Raw genomic sequence first — 21,376 nt, 5'->3', positions numbered from 1 at the left:
GGTCGTCAGAACGGGGTGCCGGTTGCACAGCAACTGGCACCCCGTTCTTGTGTGTTCATACGGCGCGAGCGCGATAGGAAACCATCCGGTTGGTAACAAAAATCGCTGTGATCGCGACAGGACTTCCAGAGGCGACGCGCATCGGGGGCGAGCCGAGACGGTGACTGCGAGGGTACGTGTCGAAGGAGCAAACCGATTCGAGTCGGGCCGAGAAGTGGACCTTCGCGCTGACGGTCGTCTCCCTGATCGCCGGCGGGACAGTGGTTGCCGGGCTGGTGGATCGTTGGAGCAGTTCGCCGTCCGATGACATCTCGGTAGCTGCGTCTTCGTCGATCAGCATGACGTCCACACCGGAAGAGATGGCGCCGGAGGACGTGCCTGAATTCTCGTACGTCACACCGAGCGCGGTGTACCCGACCACCATTCCGGGTTGTGAGAGTGTCGAAGCGCCAGAGGAGGATTCGTTCTTCTCCTACATTCTGGACGGTTCTGACACGTACGACGATCCGCGCTTTCCGTGGTTCTCGAGCGCCAAGGCAGCCGCGATGTCCGACGCGGTCAAACAGGCGCTCCCGAAAGATGTCGAGCTGAAGTTCGCCAGCCCGGGCAATTCGCTGCAGTTCGGGCCGATCTCTGCACCTTCGAACACAGATGGGCTGCCCGAGGGATTCTCGCTAGAGGAGTTGGCGTCCACCACAGCGTCCGGGACGCTGATTCGGGACGGGAAGATCGGCGCGCTCAGCCTGATGCTGCACTCGAGTTCTGATCCGATCCCATCGTGTGTCGCGGGGTCGCTCGTCGAACGTCGGGTGCTGGCCGATCAGTCTGTGGTGGATCTGCAGGATACGTGGACCGAAACCAATGGTGTACGCACCCTTAATCGGTCGGCAATGTTGTACGGCGCCGACGGGACCCGGATTCAGGCGTATGTCAACGACACGAACAACGACGGAGGTAGGGACGCCGAGAGTTCCGGCGTGGTGCCACTGACGCTCGACGAACTTGCAACCCTTGTCGCAATGCCACAACTGCTGATCACGACGCCTGTTCCCCCGGGCACTGCACCGCTTTCGCCAGAGTGCCACGGAATCCCTCGAGATTCCGGCGACGGGGCCGAACTCGATCGCGCGACGATCGAACGTCTCAACGCCGTACTCGAGGTCAGATGGCGCGCTGTACCTCCGGGTTTTCCGATTCTGGACGCCGGACCGGGCACCCTGACGGTCGCGGAGAATGACAAGTCCACCGCATGTCAGAGACTTCCCACTCGGACGGGAGACAGCGAGGCGACGCTCAACATGACAATTACCGGCGGACAACCACTCCCCACGGAGCCCAACAAATACGACCCTTCCTACGACGGGCACCCCTTGGAGGTGGTGACGCGACCGGATGGATCCGTGATCGAGCGAGACGAACGGCACTACGCGACCGTGCCGATGACAAATGACGGCTCGAAAGCAGAATCGACGCAGGAAACGAGCAGGTCGGTGGTCGTCACCCGCCCGAATGGGACCCAAGTCTCGGTTTCGTCGTCGGCTGCGATCCCGAACGATCCGATGACGTTCGAGCAGTTGGAGTTTCTCGCGACGACCGAAGGCTTGGAGATTCGATGACCACCAGATTCTCCCCGAAATCGCGCCTTCGGATCGCGGCCGCCGCAGCCGTAGTCACCGTCACTGCCGCCATCGCCACGGTGGTCACGTCGACGAGTTCCGAACCGACAGCGATCTCGTCGCCGCTATGGAGCGTCGAGGCCTCCGAGATTCTGGGGCGCGAGTTCGCGATATTTCGGAGCCCACTCGTGGGAACCGAATTCAACATGGACATGGGTGGATTCATCGACGCCGGATCACTTGTGGTCACGATGATCGGTATGCCTGATCGTCAGGCGTATTCGTTGGACGACGCGGAATTGGTCGGATTGGACGCCGAGGACGGCGCTGTCCGTTGGCGCACGTCGGCGGTCGACATCGGTGGTTGTTCCGAAACCTTGCTCGGCGACTCGTTGCTGTGTTTCTCCGGGCCGTACGTATCCGGTGGTTCGTACTCGCTGTTCGACATCGAGACTGGAGAGCGACGAGACATCAAGACGCCGTGGGCGCCGATCATTGCGGTTGTCTCGGGTGACACAGTCCTCGCGCTCGAAGGTGATATCGAGAGCAACGACGTTCGCGTGCACAGCGGAACGGTCGACGATCCGGAAGCGAACTGGTCCAAGGCGTTCGACATCGGTGGATCGTGGGAAGACGGATACGTCGATCGTATGATGTCAGTTCACGGTGATCTGGGTGTGATCGCTCTCGACGAGTCTTTGGGATTCGATTTGAAGACCGGTGAACAGCGGTGGGTGCACGGTTACTCCACCTGCTCGACCGCGCATACATCGTCAGACGGCGTGACCTTGGTATCGGACGGCGGTTGCGAAGGCAACGGCCGTCCGACAAGTGAGTACGCGCTCGATCCGCACGGGCGCGAGTTCGCCAGGACGGACGAACTCCCCTCGGAGTCCTCGTATTTCGGCGGCCGATACAGCCGAGATGATCCCGCGGGAGGATCGACTCCGATTATATTGGGAAACAGTGGTTTCGACCGTAAATCTGGCGAGAAACTGTGGACCGACAGCGAGGTGTTCGATGCCGCGCAGTCGTTGGCGGTGATCGGCAACGTGGTCGCCGTGACTCGTTCCGGTGCCGAGCCAGAGGTCCAGTTCGTGGACTTGTTCACCGGTGAGGTCCTGTGGCGATCGAACGCCGAGCGCGCCGGAGAGATCGTCTGGCACGGGGATGTCGTCGTCGACGACGGCAACGTCTACGGAACAGATGTCAGGACCGGCCAACGGAGTTGGGAGGTTCAAGTGGAGCGGGACGGGGACGACGAGTTCACCCCCTGGGCGATGCCGCGGGAGCTGTGGGCGGGAGACAAGGTGCTGGTGCGCTCCAGTGAAGACCGCATCACGGCGTTGAAGGTGTCGTGAGATCCGGTGTGGTGCGTGTCCGTAATTACACTCGGATAAGCGCCCGGTACTCGGCAGTCAGCGGCCCGAACGGTCATCGTTGAGCGGGTTTCGGTGTACCTCGTGGAGGACACGGCGAACTTTTCGTGTGAATCAGGAACGAGGGGGTCTCTGCTGGACTAGCCCTTCGAACCTGTAGTGAGTAGCGAAGCTGGATTGGCTACTGGTTGACCGGCATGATTCGTCCTTGCGACTTGCCGAACAAGCGTCTCAACTCCAGACGCTCCTGCTCGAAATTGTATGCACGGTACATCGGCCAAGCCAAGGCGTGGACCACTGTGTCCAGCCGGATCAGGAACTTAAAGCGCCAATTCATGATGTTGTGGAGCCGAAGGACCGCTTCAGAAGCGCGGTTGTATTTCGAGTATTCGCGCGGAGGTGTTTCTCCCCGTCTCCCCGATGTTTCGACGCGCATAGAGTCGCACTGTCCGATTGTCAACCCGATCTTCTGGAGACATATCGAGAGATCCATGTCTTCGTGAATGTCAGTGCGCTCGCTCAAATTCTTCCGCACTTCTAGCCACGCAGATCTCTTCACAGCCATGTTCGCTCCGGTAGCAGCGAGCACCCGGCGATCATGATTGAACTTTCCACGTCGAATTTGTCGGTCAAGTACGAACCGGTGGACGCGCGAGAAAGGGGATTCGAAGAGGTATGTAACGCCCGCAACGGCGCAATGGGTGGAGTTGGGGCCGAGGAATTCGCAAATCGCGGTCGCCCATCCGGTCTGGACCCGGGTGTCGGCGTCGATTCGGCCGACCAGTTCACAAGAAGTCGCGTCAAAACCCGCATTTCGGGCATGTACGACACCTTGGCGTGGCTCGAAGATATATCGAACTTTTTCGTGTGACCCTGCGTAGCGTTTTATTATCGAGGCAGTTCGGTCTGTGGAGTTGTTGTCGACTATCAAGATCTCGTCGATTGCGTCACCTTGGGCGAGCAGACGGTCAATGCAGTCAGCGATTCCTGCCTCTTCGTTAAACACAGGTACAACGACCGACAGGTGACGGCGGTGAGGATTCTCAGTCGATTGCTCTGTGGATGTCACATTTGTTCCTGAGGTGTACGGTTCGGGCGAATCTTCACGAAATAACGGTATCAATCAAATTTTCACCTTCAAAATCGTGGCAGTCGGGTAGATAGGCCATGCCGAAACGGCCGCATGGCTGCTGGTGTACGATTTGTTCTCTTTATTGAGATTCTCGTCGTGAAATTGCAGGTAGTGGGATACCTGTTCGATAGGAGGCTATTGCGGCGTCGATTCTCAGATCGATGTGTGCGCCGTTGTTCGAGTGCCAGAACTCGTTCTGTATGCCGTATCTCACGCATTCGATTCGCGCCGTGACCGATTGCGGCCATCGTGGCGCACAGCACGAAGAGCGCTGTGCCCGGCCATTCCCTGGGATGTGAGCATCCGTACGAGGGCGGCGGTGACCTGTTCACTGAGTATCAGGCCCACACCGACCGGGACCACCTCGGAGCTTCCATTCCGATGCGGCGCCCACACTTCGATTGTCTGGCGCATGAACTCGACCCGTCGCAGAATCCAACTCAGGCCCAATGGCGATCGACATCTTCCCACTGGAAGAGGTCGAGATCTTGTTGCGCTGCGCTGCCCGTGGAGTTGTCCGTGGCCGAGATTGCGACCGGCGACTTCGATCTGTTGCGTGCCGACTACTCACGTTCGAAGTATGCCGGACTCTCGACGACGTGGCGGCGTACTTCCATACCCGGAGACGACGGGTGCCGCAAGTTTCCGCTTATCCTCAGCTGAATGGAGTCTCGTTGGCGGAGTTGCCCGTTCAGCTCGCAGAGTTGGCCGATGCTTTAGTGCTGAGGGATCTGCCGCGGTTCCATGTCGATGCCGTCTACTTCATCGGGTTGGCTCCGCTGTAGGGAGGCACCACGCTCGCGGATCTTGGTTCCACTCGGCTACCGAGCCAGAGTGGCCGTCGAAGATTTTTTGGCGGATTGTCGAGCATTTCGATGGGGTGTCGGTACGGCACGCCTGCCTGTCCTGGTCCATCGAGCTGAGCGTCGACGCCCTCGTTGCCTGCGAGGGAGCCCACGCGACCGAGCCGGCGGCTCGGTCTTCATCCATGTAATCGACGAGCTTCCACCAACCTCCGTCGGTAAAGTGTTCAAGATTCCGTCGATCAAACATGCAGCACGACGGTGATCGTCGAAGAGTTGGTGGACCTCGCCCTCGCGGCCGAATTGTCGTCGATGGTGAGTATCGAAATCGATGGGCTACTGGTGAACTGGCATGATTCGACCTTGCGATCTGCCAAACAAGCGCCTGAACTCCAGGCGCTCCTGCTCGAAGTTGTAGAGGCGGTAGACGGGCCACACGAGCGCGTGGAGCATCGAGTCGCCCCAGATTGTCAGTTTGAGGCGCCAATTCATGATGTTGTGAAGGTGCAAGACCGATTCGGATGCCTGGTTGTACTTCAGGTACTCCAACGGAGGGGTTTCGCCGCGTCGCCCGGACGTTTCTGCTCGCATGTCGGCGATCTGACCGATCGTCATTCCTTCCTCACGAAGGCATAGTGAAAGGTCGATATCTTCGTGGATGTCCAGCCGGTCGCTGACTCGCTCGCGAACGCTCAGCCATGCGCTTTTTCTGATCGCCATGTTTGCTCCGGCGACAGCGAGTACTTGACGTTCGCAATCGAACTTTCCGTGCTTGACCTGACGGTCCAGTGCGAAACGGTGGATTCGAGCAAACGGCGATTCAAAGAGATACGTGAGTCCGGCGACCGCTGAATGCGCAGTGCTGCGCTGGAAGAAGCCCTTGACCGCACGGGCCCATCCCGGTTGGACTCGCGTGTCTGCGTCTATTCGACCGATGATGTTGCCGGTCGAGGCGTCGAAGCCGGCGTTCCGCGCATGAACGACGCCTTGTCGGGCCTCGAAGACATACCTCACTCGGTCGTACTTCTCGGCGAATTCGTGGATGATCGAGGCGGTGCCGTCTGTCGAGTTGTTGTCGACGATCAGAATCTCATCGATTTCGGCCTGGATCAGTAAGCGCTCGATGCAGTTCGAAAGAGAATTTTCTTCGTTGAATACTGGAACAACCACGGAGAGTCGATGAGTGGACAAGTGTTCAACTTCTTGCATGGACTCGCTCACTTGGCTCCTTTGCTGGGGCAATTCGTCCAGTCCTTCGCAAAGTTTACGATAGCAATGGGCGTCCGTTCCGACAATTTGGAGCGGTGATATTTCGGCAGTTTGGCAAATGTCCACACCGTTGAGGAATTGAGGTAACTGCAGCTAGATGCGCGTTTCTGTGTCGGAAAAGGGTTTCCGTAATGTTTGATTTTTGCTCACGCAAGTCTGTTTGTCGGCTGAACAGTGGACTTTAGTCCTTCTGTTTCAGGCAAACATAACGCTGACCGTTCGCTGATCTCTGGATCAGAACGATGGCAACCGCGTAGCAATATCGAGATAATGAAGGACGCTTTCCCTGGCGTCGAATTAGCCCAGCGCACGTCGAATATCTGTGATTGCACCGGTCCTTTTGTTGGCAAGCTCGCTACTTGTGCAAATATTTGCGTTCGGGCGTGCTGGTCTCGGTATTCCGGTGAAGTGCGTCCCCCGCGAACCTTCAGCACCGATTTCCGACGTGGAGCAGTTGGTCACCATCCCCTCGACAGGGCACGGCGCCCTCGGTTTCGGGGGCAGGGTCAATCTTTCCGGTGATCGGATCGACTTCCTCGAGCGGCGGAACGTCTTCGCCGTCGAGCACTCGGCGCATGCGCTCCTTGTCGAGCTGCCCCTCCCAATTGGCGACCACGAAGGTTGCGACACAGTTCCCGAGCAGGTTCACCGACACCCGCATCGAATCCATGATTCGATCGGCGCCCAGTAGGAGAGCGACTGCGGCTACGGGAATTGCGCCGTGACCGATTGCGGCCACGGTGGCCGACAGCGCCAGGAATGACGATCCCGGCACGCCGGCCATTCCCTTCGACGTGAGCATCAGAACCAGGACGGCAGTGATCTGTTCACCGAGTGTCAGGTCCACGCCGAGTGCCTGCGCCAGAAACAGCATGCAGATCGACAGGTACAGCGTCGCGCCGTCGAGATTGAACGAGTAGCCGGTCGGCACCACCAATCCTGTTGTCGTGCGCGAGCATCCGGCGTTGGTGAGCTTGACCATGATTCGGGGCAGGACTACTTCGGTCGACGCCGTTCCCAACGCGAGGAAGAGTTCGTCCTTGATGTACTTGACGAACTTCCACAGGTTCACGCCCGCGAAGTACCTGACTATCGCGGCCAGGATGAGGATGAACAGGACGGCCGCGAGATAGCATGCGGCGATCAGCTTTCCGTAACTTCCGAGCGAAGCGATCCCGTACTGGCCGACGATGTACGCCATCGCGCCCAAAGCGCCCAACGGCGCCAGTCTCATGATCCAGCCGATGATCGTGAAGAACAAATGGCTCAGGCGATCTACGAGTTCGAACACGATCGGTGGTCCACTCTCGCCTGCCTTGGCCAAGGCGAGTCCGAACAGTACGGCGAAGAAGAGGACTTGGAGGAGTGCGTTTTCGGCGAAGGCAGAGACGATAGACACCGGAATGATGTTGAGCAGGAATTCGACGGTGTGGGGTAGTTCGCCACTTCCGGTCTTGGCGGCCACGGCGTCCGCACCGTTCGCCAGCGTCTCCGGATCGATGTTGAATCCCGCACCCGGTTTCATCAGATTTCCGATGAGCAGCCCGAACAACAGGGCGAAGGTGGTCACGACCTCGAAGTAGATGAGAGCCTTGACGCCGATGCGCCCCACCGCTTTCAGATCGCCGACGGGGGCGATCCCGATCACTACGGTGCAGAAGATGATCGGCGCGATCAGCATTTTGATCAGCTTGATGAACCCGTCGGCAAGGGGTTTGAGGTTCGCGCCAAATTCCGGCCACAACCAGCCGATGAGAACACCGATGACGATAGCGGCGATCAATTGCACGAACAGTGATCGGTACCAGGGAGGCTTGTTGGCAAGTCGCGCGAGCTCGCTGTTCGGCAGTTTTACGGGAGTGGGCATGGACGAGAACGGTAGGTCTGCTTGATTGCGAAATAATAACTCGCGAATGTCATGGGTGTAACGCGTCGAGGTTGCATCTCGGACAACAATTCGGTCAACAAGCGACAGTTGTGTGTGACTGTGGTTATTGTTTCCCTGAGCGGTGATCTTCCGTCCGCGTGCATGCACGACGTGTGAGAGGGGCTGTCATGGGGCAAATTATCGGAACCATCATTTTCGGCGCAGTCATCGGAATCCTGGCTCGTCTCGTACTGCCAGGTAAGCAGCAGTACGGCATGATCGTGACCGTCGTGCTGGGTATCGCCGGAGCGCTTATCGGGTACTGGGTCTGGGGAGCGATCTCGGACAAGGGCGATACGGGCGGAATCGACTGGATCCGCTGGATCATCAGCATCGCCGCGGCGGCCGTGCTCTCGATCGGCTACAGCGCCGTCACTGGCAAGAAATAGCAAGCCAACGCAATTCTTTTTGTTTGCCCTAGTTGTCCGACCCCAGTTGTGAGCGAACGGCACTCTCGTCGCCTCAGGTGCGCCGAAAGGCGCGTTCGCTCAGGGGAGGGGTGCCTAAATTCAGAGCGCCCGTCGCTGCAGATGCAGCGCCTCGAGGAACTGGGCAGGCAGATCCTGCTCGAGGATTTCGTCGTCAGGATGCGGAAGCGCTTTGATCTTCGCGAACTCGTCGTTGAGGCGTTCCATCTTGACGTCGAGGCGGTGTGCCGCGGCAGCAGCCTCGGTGAGTTCGTCGAGGAGTTCGACGGGAACCTCGCGGTTGTACTTGTAGTAGATCTTGTGTTCGAGGCTCGCCCAGAAATCCATCGCGATGGTGCGGATCTGGAGTTCGATCGGAACGTGCCGGACGCGGTCACTCATGAAAACCGGGACCTCGACGATCAAGTGCAAGCTCTTGTAGCCGTTGGGTTTCGGATCGGCGATGTAGTCCTCGCGCTCGATCACCCGAAGGTCCGTCTGGCTGGTGAGCATCTCGGCGATCCGGTACGTGTCGGAAATGAAGCTGCAGGTGATGCGCACGCCGGCGATGTCGAAGATGTTCTTCGAGATGTCGTCGATCGTGAGCGGGATGTTCAGGCGTTGAGCCTTACGCAGGATGCTGTCCGGCGACTTGACTCGTGACGTCACGTGTTCGATGGGGCTGTACTGATTGATGTGAGTGAACTCGTCCTTGAGGATGTTCACCTTGGTCATCAGTTCGGAGATTCCGAATTGGTACAACATCATGAAGCGGGAGAACTCGGTCCGCAGTTCGGCGAAATCGGCTCTGCTGACCCCACTGCTGTCTTCCACGTTCGGCACCCTCATCTGTTAGCTGGTGTAACCAGTCTGCCACCGATTGTGCCGTGTCCGGTTTCAGTGGGTGCGCAGTGCGGCGAGTGTCATATCCCGCAGGACGCGGCGTGCGCGTGCCGGCGAAGCGGGGTTGGCGCTGTGAGGGGTCGAGTTGATCAGACCGAAGGTGGCGTGCGCTTTGATGCGCGCATCCGCCTGGTCGAGTTGGGGATCGAGTTGCTCGAGCACACCGACCCACACCTCGACGTACTTGCGCTGCGTTTGGCGTACTTGTCGACGCGCGTCGGCCGGCAGGCTTTCGAGGTCGCGGTCCTGGATACGGATCAGGTCTGGCTCGCCCAGTGCGAAGTCGAGGTGGAACTCCACCAGTGCGTCGAGAGCAGCGCTCGGTGAGTCCGCTGCCTCTGCTGCCGCTGATCCGCCTTCGTGCAGTCGTGTGCTGATGCCGACGAGAAGTTCCACGAGGACGGCATCCTTGTTGGGGAAATGCCGGTACACGGCCGGGCCGCTGATGCCGACGGCCGCGCCGAGGTCTTCGAGTCGCACACTCACGAATCCGCGCTCGGCGATCAACCGGGCGGCGGCGTCCAAGAGTTGACGACGACGGTCGGCCTTCATCTGATCGCGTCGCGTCGGAGCTGCTACCTGCTCAGAGGTCATTCTCTCGATCTTTCTTCGCTTGTGTTCTGGACAACTCAGTTAATCATAGTTAATCTAGTTTCAGTTATCGAGCATTAACTCATGGCGAAGGCGGCGGGATGACTCCCAGTGGAATCACGCAAGGATCGGGCTACCGGTCCGATCACACCGTTCTGGTGGACGAACTGAAGAAGAAACTGGCGCAAGCAGCGCTGGGTGGCAACGAGCGCTCTCGCGAGCGGCACGTGAGCAGGGGGAAGCTGCTGCCGCGAGATCGCGTCGACTCGCTGCTCGATCAGGGCAGCCCGTTCCTCGAGTTGTCCCCGCTGGCGGCCAACGGCCTGTACGACGACGAGTGCCCCGGCGCCGGCGTCATCACCGGTATCGGCCGTGTGTCGGGCCGTGAGTGCGTCATCGTCGCCAACGACGCGACGGTCAAGGGCGGCACCTACTACCCGATGACGGTGAAGAAGCACCTGCGCGCGCAGGAAGTTGCGTTGCAGAACAACCTTCCCTGCATCTACCTCGTCGACTCCGGCGGCGCCTTCCTGCCGCGCCAGGACGAAGTCTTCCCGGACCGCGAGCACTTCGGCCGGATCTTCTACAACCAGGCGACCATGAGCGCCAAGGGGATTCCCCAGATCGCCGCAGTTCTCGGTTCGTGCACCGCGGGCGGCGCCTACGTGCCCGCGATGAGTGACGAAGCAGTGATCGTCCGCAACCAGGGCACCATCTTCCTCGGTGGTCCGCCGCTGGTGAAGGCGGCCACCGGTGAGATCGTCACGGCGGAAGAGCTCGGCGGCGGCGACCTGCACTCCAAGGTTTCCGGCGTCACCGACCACCTGGCCGAGGACGACCGCGATGCACTTCGCATCGTGCGCAACATCATTGCCACACTCGGCCCTCGCTCCGAACGCCCGTGGGACGTCATCTCCACCGTTCCGCCCGTCGCCGATCAGAGCGAGCTCTACGACGTCGTTCCGACCGATCCCCGTACTCCGTACGACGTGCACGAGGTGATCACCAAGCTCGTCGACGGTGGTGCGTTCCAGGAGTTCAAGGCCGAGTACGGCAAGACGCTCGTCACCGGTTTCGCCCACATCGAGGGCCATCCGGTCGGCATCATCGCCAACAACGGCGTGCTCTTCGGCGAATCCGCCATGAAGGGAGCACATTTCATCGAACTGTGCGACAAGCGCAGTGTGCCGCTTCTGTTCCTGCAGAACATCGCGGGCTTCATGGTGGGACGCGATTACGAGGCAGGCGGCATCGCCAAGCACGGCGCCAAGATGGTCACGGCAGTTGCGTGTGCACGGGTCCCCAAGCTGACGGTTGTCATCGGCGGCTCGTACGGCGCCGGCAACTACTCGATGTGTGGACGCGCGTATTCACCTCGCTTCCTGTGGATGTGGCCGAACGCGCGCATCTCGGTCATGGGCGGCGAGCAGGCCGCTTCGGTGCTCTCGACCGTTCGTAGTGACCAGCTCGACAGTGCGGGTAATCCGTGGTCGGCCGAGGACGAAGAATCCTTCAAGGCGCCGATCCGCGAGCAGTACGAGGCTCAGGGCAATCCGTACTACTCGACCGCACGGCTGTGGGATGACGGTGTCATCGACCCCGCAGATACCAGAACTGTTCTCGGCCTGGCCCTTTCGGTGTGCGCAAACGCACCGATCGAGCCGGTCTCCTACGGCGTCTTCCGGATGTGAGCGAAATGACTGAGTTGCGCACTATCGATACTGTTCTCGTGGCCAACCGCGGTGAGATCGCGGTTCGTGTGATCCGCACGTTGCGTGAGTTGGGAATTCGCAGCGTTGCCGTCTACAGCGACGCCGACGCGAATGCTCGCCACGTCCGCGAGGCCGACACTGCCGTCAACATCGGACCGGCCGCGGCGCGTGAAAGCTATCTCGTCATCGACAAGGTCATCGACGCTGCCAAGTCCACCGGCGCTCAGGGGATTCACCCCGGTTACGGCTTCCTGTCGGAGAACTCGGCGTTCTCGGCTGCCTGCGCGGCTGCCGGAATTGCCTTCCTCGGCCCCTCCGAGCGGGCCATCGAGGTGATGGGCGACAAGATCACCGCGAAGAACGCTGTTGCCGCGTTCGACGTGCCGGTGGTCCCGGGTATCGCGCGCCCGAATCTGACCGACGAAGAACTCATCGCCGCAGCCGAGGACATCGGCTACCCGGTGTTGGTCAAGCCTTCGGCAGGCGGCGGTGGCAAGGGAATGCGTCTGGTGGAGGATCCGGCCAATCTGGCCGAGGCTCTTCGCAGTGCGCGTCGTGAGGCCGCTTCGTCGTTCGGTGACGACACCCTGTTTCTCGAGCGATTCGTCCTGAGGCCCCGGCACATCGAGGTCCAGGTTCTCGCCGACCAGCACGGCAACGTCGTTCACCTCGGTGAGCGCGAATGCAGCCTGCAGCGGCGTCACCAGAAGGTCATCGAAGAGGCTCCGTCGCCACTGCTCGATCAGGTGACCCGTGACCGGATCGGCGCGGCAGCGTGCAACACCGCTCGAAGCGTCGATTACACCGGCGCCGGCACTGTCGAGTTCATCGTCTCCGCCGACAAGCCGGACGAGTTCTTCTTCATGGAGATGAACACCCGCCTGCAGGTCGAGCACCCCGTCACCGAAATGGTGACCGGACTGGATCTGGTCGAATGGCAGGTTCGTGTGGCAGCAGGGGAGAAGTTGGCCTTCTCCCAGAGCGACATCACACTGACCGGGCACGCCATCGAAGCGCGTGTGTACGCGGAGGATCCGGGCCGTGGGTTCCTGCCGACCGGCGGCCGCGTCGTCGATCTGGTCGAGCCGTCCGGTTCCGGCGTGCGCGTCGATTCCGGACTGCTCGCGGGCACCGTCGTCGGCAGTGACTACGACCCGATGCTCAGCAAGGTCATCGCCCACGCTCCCGACCGCGCGGGCGCACTGCGCAAGCTCGATCGCGCACTCGGTGACACCGCAGTGCTCGGAGTCGTGACCAACATCGAATTCGCACGGTTCCTCCTCGCTGATCCGGATGTGATCGCGGGCAACCTCGACACCGGTCTGCTCGATCGTCGCGTCGAAGACTTTGTCGCAGCCGACGCCTCCGACGAGGTGCTCATTGCTGCCGCGGCGTATCGCTGGCTCTCGCGGTGGACAACTTCGGAATCCGTTGATCCCTGGGACGTCCCGAGTGGGTGGCGCGTCGGAACTCCCGCTCCGACCAGCATCAGGCTCTCCGCCGGCACCCGAACGGCGCACGTTGCGATCGTCGGCGTTCCCGCGGATGCAAAGGTCGAGGTCGAAGGTTCACAGCCTCGCGCATTCAGCGCGACCCTGACGGGATCCGAACTGGCGGTGGTGATCGACGGACGTCGACGCACGTTTGTCGTCGCCCAGACCGATGGTGGTCTGTGGCTGGCAGGCGGCGGAACCTGGCACGTGCGCGAGGTTGCCGAAGTCAGCGTTCGCGGTGAGGACAAGCATGCCGGTGACGCCGAAATCGCCAGCCCCATGCCCGGTGCCGTCATCGCGGTCAACGTCGAGAACGGCGCGGCAGTGAGCGCGGGACAACCACTCGTCGTGGTCGAGGCCATGAAGATGGAGCACTCCTTGACGTCCCCGATCGAAGGGATCGTGGAAGTGCTTGTCCGTCAGGGCGATCAGGTGATGGTGGATCAGGTTCTGGCCCGCGTGGTACCTGCCGAAGAAGAGACTGCAGAAGTAAAGACCGAGAACACGACGCAGAAGGAAGACGCCTGATGTCCGATTACCTTGCCACCGGAGCGCTTCCGGACGAATACCAGCAGCTAGCCAAGACCGTTGCCGACTTCGCCAAGACCGTCGTGGCACCGGTTGCTGCCGAGCACGACGCCAACCACACCTTCCCGTACGAGGTGGTGGCCGGGATGGCCGACATGGGACTGTTCGGCCTGCCCTTCCCCGAGGAGTACGGCGGAATGGGCGGCGACTACTTCGCGCTCTGCCTGGCGCTCGAAGAGTTGGGCAAGGTCGACCAGAGCGTCGCGATCACTCTCGAAGCTGGTGTGTCCCTCGGCGCAATGCCGATCTACCGTTTCGGTAACGAGGCACAGAGGGAAGAGTGGCTTCCGCAGCTCACCAGCGGCAAGTCGTTGGCTGCCTTCGGCCTGACCGAGCCCGGTGCGGGTAGCGACGCCGGCGGAACCAAGACCACCGCGAAGTTCGACAGCGGTGAGTGGATCATCAACGGCAACAAGCAGTTCATCACCAACTCTGGCACCGACATCACCAAGCTCGTGACAGTCACCGCGGTCACGGGTGTCAAGGACGGTGGCAAGAAGGAGATCTCGACGATCCTGGTGCCGACCACAACGCCCGGCTTCACGGCAGAACCGGCGTACAACAAGGTCGGTTGGAACGCCTCCGACACCCATCCGCTCACGTTCGCGGATGTTCGTGTCCCCGAAGAGAATCTGCTCGGTGAGCGCGGGCGCGGCTACGCGAACTTCCTGCGCATCCTCGACGAAGGCCGCATCGCCATTTCAGCGTTGAGTGTCGGTGCCGCCCAGGGCTGCGTCGACGAGTCGATCAAATACGCCAAGGAACGCGAGGCGTTCGGTCGCCCCATCGGACACAACCAGGCCATCGCGTTCAAGATCGCGCGTATGGAGGCTCGCGCCCACGTCGCACGTACCGCGTACTACGACGCGGCCGCACTCATGTTGTCGGGCAAGCCGTTCAAGAAGCAGGCATCCATCGCCAAGCTCATCTCCTCCGAAGCTGCCATGGACAACGCGCGCGACGCCACGCAGATCCACGGCGGATACGGCTTCATGAACGAGTACGCCGTCGCGCGCCACTACCGTGACAGCAAGATCCTCGAAATCGGTGAGGGAACCACCGAGGTGCAGTTGATGCTCATCGCCCGTGAGGCAGGGCTGTGACGAACCCCAAGAAGATCACTCAGCGCGGGCTCTGGTTCGAGGAGTTCGAGGTCGGCGCGATCTACGAGCACCGCCCAGGCCGGACGGTGACCGAGGCTGACAACGTCCTTTTCACGACTTTGACGATGAACACGCAGGCGTTGCATCTCGATGCCGCGTACAGCGAGGACACTCAATTCGGTGTGCGGCTGGTCAATTCGATGTTCACCCTGTCGACCATCGTGGGCCTCTCGGTCGCGCAGTTGACGCAGGGCACCATCGTCGCCAACCTCGGCTTCTCCGAGATCAGCTTCCCGAAGCCGCTCTTTCACGGCGACACTTTGTATGCCGAGACGCTCATCGCAGACAAGCGTGAGTCGAAGAGCCGTCCAGGTGAAGGCATCGTGACGCTGGTGCACACCGGTCGCAACCAGCACGGTGACGTCGTCGCACTTGCCACGCGCAAGACGTTGGTGCAGCTCCGCCCGGCTGAGGTGTCCTCATGACGTGGACGCCGCCGGGGCCGGCGTGGTTGTTCTGCCCGGCGGATCGTCCCGAACGTTACGCGAAGGCCGCGGCCGTTGCCGACGTCGTGATCCTCGATCTCGAAGACGGTGTGGCTCCGGCCGACAAGGAAGCCGCACGTGCGGCCCTGATCGACACTCCTCTCGATCCGGAGCGGACGGTCGTGCGCGTCAATCCGGTCGGGACGCCTGATCACGAACTCGATCTGATCGCGCTGGACGGCACACACTATTCGCGTCTCATGCTGTCCAAGTGCGAATCGGCCGAGGACGTCCTCTCGCTCGCACCGGCGGACGTGGTTGCGCTCGTCGAGTCCCCGCGAGGAGCCCTCGCCGTGGCCGACATCGCGCTTGCTGCGAACGCCATCGGTGTCATGTGGGGAGCCGAGGATCTGGTTGCCGGTCTCGGTGGTAACTCGAGCAGGCACCCGAACGGTTCGTACCGCGACGTTGCCAAGCATGTCCGATCTACGTCTCTGCTGGCCGCGAAGAGCTACGGCCGGTTGGCGGTCGATTCCGTGTACCTCGACATCAAGGACCTCGTGGGCCTCGGCGTCGAGTCCGCTGACGCCGTCGCAGTCGGCTTCGACGTGAAGGTTGCGATCCACCCGAGTCAGGTCGAGGTCATCCGTGGTGCCTTCGCACCTTCGGAAAAAGAGATCGACTGGGCCACACGAGTGCTTGCCGCGGTGTCTACTGAACGTGGTGTGTTCGCGTTCGAGGGCAAGATGGTCGACGCTCCCGTTCTTCGTCACGCCGAGAAGCTTCTTCACCGAGCCGGAATCTTTCAGCAGAAGGAGAACTAGCGGATGAGCAAAGTCGTGAATACGGCAGCTGAGGCAGTTGCCGACATCGCGAGCGGATCCAGGCTCGCAGTGGGCGGCTTCGGGCTGTGCGGTATTCCCGACGCACTGATCGCGGCGATCGCCGACGGCGACGCCACCGATCTCGAGGTGTTCTCCAACAACTGCGGTGTCGACGACTACGGTCTCGGCATCCTGCTCGGCGCGCACCGGATCGCCAGGGTGACGGCGTCGTACGTGGGGGAGAACAAGGAGTTCGCCCGCCAGTATCTCGCCGGTGAGCTCGAAGTGGAGTTGACGCCGCAGGGGACGCTGGCCGAGCGGCTGCGAGCAGGCGGTACCGGCATTCCGGCGTTCTACACTCCGGCCGGCGTCGGCACACCGATCGCCGAGGGCGGCTTGCCGTGGCGATACAACCCGGACGGTTCGATCGCCGTGGCGTCGCCACCGAAGGCGACGGCAGTGTTCGGTGGCCGCACGTATGTATTGGAAGAGGCGATCACCGCTGACTTCGCGCTCGTGCACGCGGACTACGGCGACACCGAAGGAAATCTCGTCTTCAACAAGACGGCGATGAACTTCAACCCGCTTGCTGCCATGGCCGGCCGGATCACCATCGCGCAGGTGGAGAACCTCGTCGAGCCGGGCGACATCGACCCCGCGCACGTGCACCTACCTGGAGTGTTCGTCGCGCGCGTCGTGCATACAGGCCCGCAGGAGAAGCGGATCGAGAAGCGGACCGTCTCAGGAGGTACCAAGTGACCAGTGCAGAGGAAACTCGTATCGGCTGGACCCGCCACGAGATGGCCGCTCGCGCTGCCGCCGAGATGCGGCCGGGGGAGTACGTCAACCTCGGCATCGGCCTGCCGACGCTGATCCCCAGCTACCTGCCCGAGGGCGTCAAGGTGGTCCTTCACAGCGAAAACGGCATCCTCGGCACCGGGCCGTACCCGACCGACGATCAGGTCGATGCCGACCTTATCAATGCCGGTAAAGAAACCGTCACCGTCAATCCCGGTGCCGCGTTCTTCGACTCGGCCCTCTCCTTCGGGATGATCCGCGGCGGCCACATCGACACCGCGGTGCTCGGCGGGATGCAGGTGTCGAAGACCGGTGACCTCGCCAACTGGATGGTCCCCGGCAAGATGGTCAAGGGCATGGGCGGGGCGATGGACCTGGTCCATGGAGCCCGCCGCGTCATCGTCGTGATGGAGCACACCGATCGCGAGGGCAACCCCAAGATCGTCGAGGCGTGCACCCTGCCGCTTACCGGGCAGGGAGTCGTCCACCGGATCATCACCGACCTCGCGGTGCTGGACGTCACCGCGGAGGGTCTGGAGCTTGTGGAGCTAGCTCCAGGGGTCACCAGCGAACACCTGAAGAGTGTGACTGGTGTGGGTTTTTCCTGAAGCCTTCGTACCTCCACTCGAAAGAACGCGCCGACCGCTGGTCGGCGCGTTCTTTCGTCGGTCTGTCGGCGTGTACCGATAGTCTCGATCAGCGACTGTTGAATCTGATTCGAGCTCGGGCGCCGAGTAGCTGACGGGCCTGTAAATTGTCCGAGGTGACTGATGTGGATGGGGGTGCAGATCGTCGGCTGCAGATTGATTGTTCCAGGGGTGGAGATTTCGCGCACAGCGTCTGAACCGTGCGTTTCGGCAATGCGATCGGGGGGTAGATGCGCTGGGCGATTTGTAACGAATTGCAGCAAAACCGTCGATATACCGGGGTATGGATTTCTCTTGTCACCTATGTATCGGAGACAATGGGTGGTTCTGGCTCGTCGAGGTTGGATGAGGTCGGTAGCTGCTGCGAATCGGACGTTCGGCTCGCACGGGTGCGCAATGGTGTGGAAGAGAGGCTGTGGGCGTGAATTCGCTGGGTAACGGAGAACTGGGGAGCGGCAAGCCGGAGGTCGGCAGCTCGCCGGAAGACGTTCAGCGATCAGACGCATTCCCGCTTTCAGCGGCCCAGCTCGGTATGTGGTTCGCGCAGCACCTTGATCCCGCCGTACCGGTCAACATCGCTCAGTATGTCGAACTCCGTGGTGCTCTCGAGCTTGATGCTCTTCGTCAGGCCTGTGCAGACGCCGGTCGCGAAATTGGATCGGCCTTCGTTCGGATCTTCGAGATCGACGCCCAGCCGTACCAGATCATCGACCCCACACTCGATGATTCCGTCGGCTACGTCGACCTTCGTAGTGAAGACGACTCACACGACGCAGCCATGCGGTGGATGCGAGCAGATCGCAGTCGGCCGATCGACATGCTTGCGGACCGACTGATCTCTGCCACGATTTTGCGCCTCGGTGAGAACCGCTACTACTGGTACACACGGGTTCACCACACAATTCTCGACGGTTTCGGTGCCTCGACGTTCGTCACTCGTGTGGCGGAGTTGTACTCGGCGCGCGTGGAGGGCCGGGATCCGGAGCCGAGCGAGGCCTCCGATCTCCGGAACGTCTACGAGGTGGACAACAAGTACCGCCAGTCGAGTCGGTTCGAAACCGATCGCAAGTACTGGGCAGACAAGATCGAGAATCTCGACGAGATCTCGAGCCTCGCGGGTCGAAGTGCCGCGCCTGCTCCGGTCAGTCGGATCGACAGTGCAGCGCTGTCCAACCACGTCGAGGCGCTGCTCGGGCGGTTCCTCGAGCGCGTAGAGAAGACCACTGTTGCCGGCACTGTCGTCGCGGCGTTTGCGGCGTACCTCGCTCAGATGACCGGACGAGAGGACGTGTCGCTGAGTTTGCCCGTTTCCGGTCGAACGACAGCCGTGCTGCGCCGGTCCGGTGGCATGGTCTCCAACGTCGTCCCGCTGCGACTGACCGTCACTGCGGACACCACCGTCCAGGATCTTCTGGACGACGTCAGGAACGAAATGTCCGGCGCACTGCGCCATCAGCGGTACCGACACGAGGACATGGTTCGCGGCGGTGACGGGCCGGGTCGGGGCGGATTCTTCGGCCCGTGGATCAACATCATGATGTTTTCCACCGAGTTGGCGTTCGGGCCCCTCGTCGGCGAGCTTCACATCCTGTCCACGGGGTTGATCGAAGACCTCGGTGTCAACCTGTACCAGAGCGTCGGCGACACCCGTACGCACATCGACTTCGAGTCGAATCCCAATCTGTACGGGCCCGCTGACGCCCAGCGAAATCACTCGCGGTTCGTGGAGTTCCTCGAGAAGTTCGTCTCGGCCGAAACGAGCCGCAAGGTCTGGGATCTCCCTGTCGCAACCGACGAGGAGCGGAACAAGGTTGCATTGTGGAACCGCACCGGCTTCCACGTTGCCTCGCAGACCATCACCGAAGCATTCGAGCGTCAAGTCGAGCGTACGCCCGATGCCACCGCTGTCGTTTTCGAAGGCGCCAGCCTCACGTACGCCGAATTCGACGCCCGCGCAAACGGTTTGGCCCGTCAGCTCATCGGCATGGGTGTTGGGCCCGAATCGCTTGTGGGACTGTCGATCCGCAGGTCTCTGGACTTGATGGTCGGTCTGTATGCGATCGCCAAGGCCGGCGGAGCCTGGGTGCCGGTAGATCCCGACCATCCAGCCGACCGCACCGCATATATTCTCGAGTCGGCGCAGCCCACGTGTGTTGTGACTACTGCGCGGGACGATGTGGATCTGCCCGAGGGGACACGGGTGATCGAGATCGACACCCTCGACTACGGACAGCTCGACAGTAGGTCGATCGCCAACGCAGATCGCCTGTCTCCCTTGCATTTCTCGAACACTGCGTACGTGATCTACACCTCGGGGTCGACCGGGCGACCCAAGGGTGTCGCGGTCACTCATGCAGCGATCAACAATCAGCTTCAGTGGATGAACGCCGAGTACGGGCTTTCGGCGTCGGACATCTACCTGCAGAAGACCGCCACGACATTCGACGTGTCGCTGTGGGGATTCTTCATGCCGTTGCAGGTCGGCGCCACACTGGTAGTTGCGACTCCGGACGGTCATCGAGACCCGATCTACGTGGCAAACAAGATCGCGGAACTCGGCGTCACGATCACCGACTTCGTGCCATCCATGCTCACGCTGTTCACTGCGAATGCACCTGCCGGATCTTGTGATTCGTTGCGCCACGTGTTCGTCATCGGCGAGGCGCTCCCACCGGAGACATCTTCCGCCTTCCGTGAACTCTGTGGAGCCGGACTGCACAACCTGTATGGTCCGACTGAAGCCGCGGTGTCGGTCACGTACTACGAGGCCGTGTCCTCGGACACTACTTCCGTGCCGATCGGTATGCCGCAGTGGAACACTCAGGCACACGTACTGGACGGGCAACTTCGACCGACGCCCATCGGACAGCCGGGTGAGCTCTACCTCGCCGGCGTCCAACTCGCGCGTGGGTACGTGGGTCGACCTGATCTGAGCTCGGATCGGTTCGTCGCCAATCCGTACGGCACGGCCGGTGAGCGTATGTACCGAACCGGCGACCTCGTCCGACGCCGTGAGGACGGAAATCTCGACTACATCGGGCGTACCGACTTCCAGGTGAAGTTCCGTGGGCAGCGCATCGAGCTCGGCGAAATCGAGACCGTTCTTCTGGCACACCCCGATGTTTCCCAGGCTGTCGTCTTGGTGACCGTCACCCCGACTGGTGATCAATTGGTCGGCTACGTCGTGCCGGGGCCTGGCCGAAACATCGATGCTGCTGTCCTCAGCGAGTTCGCCGGTCGAAGCCTCCCGTCGTACATGGTTCCGGCCGCGTTGATGGTGCTCGATGCGTTGCCGCTCAACACGAGTGGCAAATTGGATCGTGCCGGGTTGCCCGAGCCGGTGTTCGCGAGTGCGAAGCAGTACCGCGAGCCCCGCACCGAAATCGAACGCATCGTGGCTGACGTGTTTGCCGACGTGCTCGGTGTCGAGCGCGTCGGTATCGATGACGACTTCTTCGAGCTCGGTGGAAACTCTCTGGTTGCAACACAATTGGTGACCCGAGTGGGTTCGGCATTGGGAGTGCAACTCGGCGTTCGGGAGCTTTTCGAATCCACCACGGTCGCTACCTTGGCGGCCCGCGCCGAGTCGGTGGCGGGCAACGCCAGGCAGCTCACCCCGCTGATCGCCAAGCCTCGTCCCGAGGTCGTCCCGCTCTCGCTTGCGCAGCAGCGTATGTGGTTCATCAACCGTCTCGACCC

Annotated in this window: 17 protein-coding genes (1 of these 17 running past the window's edge); 12 read left to right on the top strand and 5 right to left on the bottom strand. The window is 61.3% G+C overall.

From position 1 onward, the window contains the following. Nucleotides 1-176 precede the first annotated feature (176 nt). A complete protein-coding gene (locus tag I7X09_RS04725) occupies nucleotides 177-1,616 on the top strand; it encodes a hypothetical protein (RefSeq protein WP_095970282.1) in 1,440 nt (479 codons plus the stop codon). Further along, complete coding sequence (locus I7X09_RS04720) at nucleotides 1,613-2,977, top strand: outer membrane protein assembly factor BamB family protein (protein WP_200315834.1); 1,365 nt, start codon at nucleotides 1,613-1,615, stop codon at nucleotides 2,975-2,977. The genes I7X09_RS04725 and I7X09_RS04720 overlap by 4 nt, the downstream gene beginning before the upstream one ends. A gap of 199 nt (nucleotides 2,978-3,176) precedes the next feature. On the opposite strand, the gene I7X09_RS04715 is transcribed toward I7X09_RS04720, so the two are convergent. Further along, nucleotides 3,177-4,064, bottom strand: a complete 888-nt coding sequence (locus tag I7X09_RS04715; RefSeq protein ID WP_200315832.1) for a glycosyltransferase — start codon at nucleotides 4,062-4,064, stop codon at nucleotides 3,177-3,179. Nucleotides 4,065-4,576: 512 nt separating this feature from the next. Here I7X09_RS04715 and I7X09_RS04710 point away from each other — a divergent pair. Further along, on the top strand, nucleotides 4,577-4,912 hold the full coding sequence (locus tag I7X09_RS04710; RefSeq protein WP_200315830.1) for a hypothetical protein: 336 nt from the start codon (nucleotides 4,577-4,579) through the stop codon (nucleotides 4,910-4,912). Nucleotides 4,913-5,266: 354 nt separating this feature from the next. On the opposite strand, the gene I7X09_RS04705 is transcribed toward I7X09_RS04710, so the two are convergent. Together I7X09_RS04705 and dctA are read right to left on the bottom strand one after the other, a co-directional pair. Further along, nucleotides 5,267-6,151 (bottom strand): glycosyltransferase family 2 protein, encoded by an 885-nt coding sequence (locus tag I7X09_RS04705; RefSeq protein WP_200315828.1) that lies wholly within the window; start codon nucleotides 6,149-6,151, stop codon nucleotides 5,267-5,269. Between the two features lie 475 nt (nucleotides 6,152-6,626). After that, entirely contained in the window at nucleotides 6,627-8,066 is a 1,440-nt protein-coding gene (dctA, locus tag I7X09_RS04700; protein WP_200315826.1) for a C4-dicarboxylate transporter DctA, read from the bottom strand. A 188-nt stretch (nucleotides 8,067-8,254) separates the two neighbouring features. Here dctA and I7X09_RS04695 point away from each other — a divergent pair, with 188 nt between their 5' ends. Beyond that, the gene (locus tag I7X09_RS04695) at nucleotides 8,255-8,515 is read left to right on the top strand and encodes a GlsB/YeaQ/YmgE family stress response membrane protein (RefSeq protein WP_003942027.1); all 261 of its coding nucleotides are present in this window, start codon (nucleotides 8,255-8,257) and stop codon (nucleotides 8,513-8,515) included. 120 nt (nucleotides 8,516-8,635) lie between these two features. On the opposite strand, the gene I7X09_RS04690 is transcribed toward I7X09_RS04695, so the two are convergent. Next, nucleotides 8,636-9,382, bottom strand: a complete 747-nt coding sequence (locus tag I7X09_RS04690; RefSeq protein WP_019744227.1) for a GTP pyrophosphokinase — start codon at nucleotides 9,380-9,382, stop codon at nucleotides 8,636-8,638. Nucleotides 9,383-9,430: 48 nt separating this feature from the next. Beyond that, entirely contained in the window at nucleotides 9,431-10,030 is a 600-nt protein-coding gene (locus tag I7X09_RS04685) for an SACE_7040 family transcriptional regulator (protein WP_003941968.1), read from the bottom strand. A gap of 98 nt (nucleotides 10,031-10,128) precedes the next feature. Here I7X09_RS04685 and I7X09_RS04680 point away from each other — a divergent pair, with 98 nt between their 5' ends. From I7X09_RS04680 to I7X09_RS04645, 8 genes are all read left to right on the top strand, one after another. Beyond that, nucleotides 10,129-11,718, top strand: a complete 1,590-nt coding sequence (locus tag I7X09_RS04680; protein WP_042453308.1) for a carboxyl transferase domain-containing protein — start codon at nucleotides 10,129-10,131, stop codon at nucleotides 11,716-11,718. A 5-nt stretch (nucleotides 11,719-11,723) separates the two neighbouring features. After that, a complete protein-coding gene (locus tag I7X09_RS04675; RefSeq protein WP_200315817.1) occupies nucleotides 11,724-13,760 on the top strand; it encodes an acetyl-CoA carboxylase biotin carboxylase subunit in 2,037 nt (678 codons plus the stop codon). Next, entirely contained in the window at nucleotides 13,760-14,923 is a 1,164-nt protein-coding gene (locus tag I7X09_RS04670) for an acyl-CoA dehydrogenase family protein (RefSeq protein WP_200315815.1), read from the top strand. The genes I7X09_RS04675 and I7X09_RS04670 overlap by 1 nt, the downstream gene beginning before the upstream one ends. Continuing rightward, on the top strand, nucleotides 14,920-15,408 hold the full coding sequence (locus tag I7X09_RS04665; RefSeq protein WP_003942078.1) for a MaoC family dehydratase: 489 nt from the start codon (nucleotides 14,920-14,922) through the stop codon (nucleotides 15,406-15,408). Before I7X09_RS04670 ends, I7X09_RS04665 begins: the two co-directional genes overlap by 4 nt. Then, nucleotides 15,405-16,232, top strand: a complete 828-nt coding sequence (locus I7X09_RS04660; protein WP_003942031.1) for an HpcH/HpaI aldolase/citrate lyase family protein — start codon at nucleotides 15,405-15,407, stop codon at nucleotides 16,230-16,232. Before I7X09_RS04665 ends, I7X09_RS04660 begins: the two co-directional genes overlap by 4 nt. A gap of 3 nt (nucleotides 16,233-16,235) precedes the next feature. Then, on the top strand, nucleotides 16,236-16,991 hold the full coding sequence (locus I7X09_RS04655) for a CoA transferase subunit A (protein ID WP_007730192.1): 756 nt from the start codon (nucleotides 16,236-16,238) through the stop codon (nucleotides 16,989-16,991). 41 nt (nucleotides 16,992-17,032) lie between these two features. Then, nucleotides 17,033-17,638, top strand: coding sequence for a 3-oxoacid CoA-transferase subunit B (locus I7X09_RS04650; protein WP_200317671.1), 606 nt, complete (start codon nucleotides 17,033-17,035; stop codon nucleotides 17,636-17,638). 460 nt (nucleotides 17,639-18,098) lie between these two features. Continuing rightward, nucleotides 18,099-21,376 carry the start of a non-ribosomal peptide synthase/polyketide synthase gene (locus I7X09_RS04645; RefSeq protein ID WP_200315813.1) on the top strand. 25,300 nt of this gene lie beyond the right edge of the window, so the window shows 3,278 of its 28,578 coding nt (coding positions 1-3,278); it begins with the start codon at nucleotides 18,099-18,101; its stop codon lies off the right edge, out of view.

Source organism: Rhodococcus sp. P-2 (genome assembly GCF_016598535.1).
GTDB classification, from domain to species: Bacteria; Actinomycetota; Actinomycetes; order Mycobacteriales; family Mycobacteriaceae; genus Rhodococcus_F; species Rhodococcus_F baikonurensis.
Note: the sequence above shows the minus strand (reverse complement) of the source record. Positions and strands in the feature narration are given on the sequence as shown.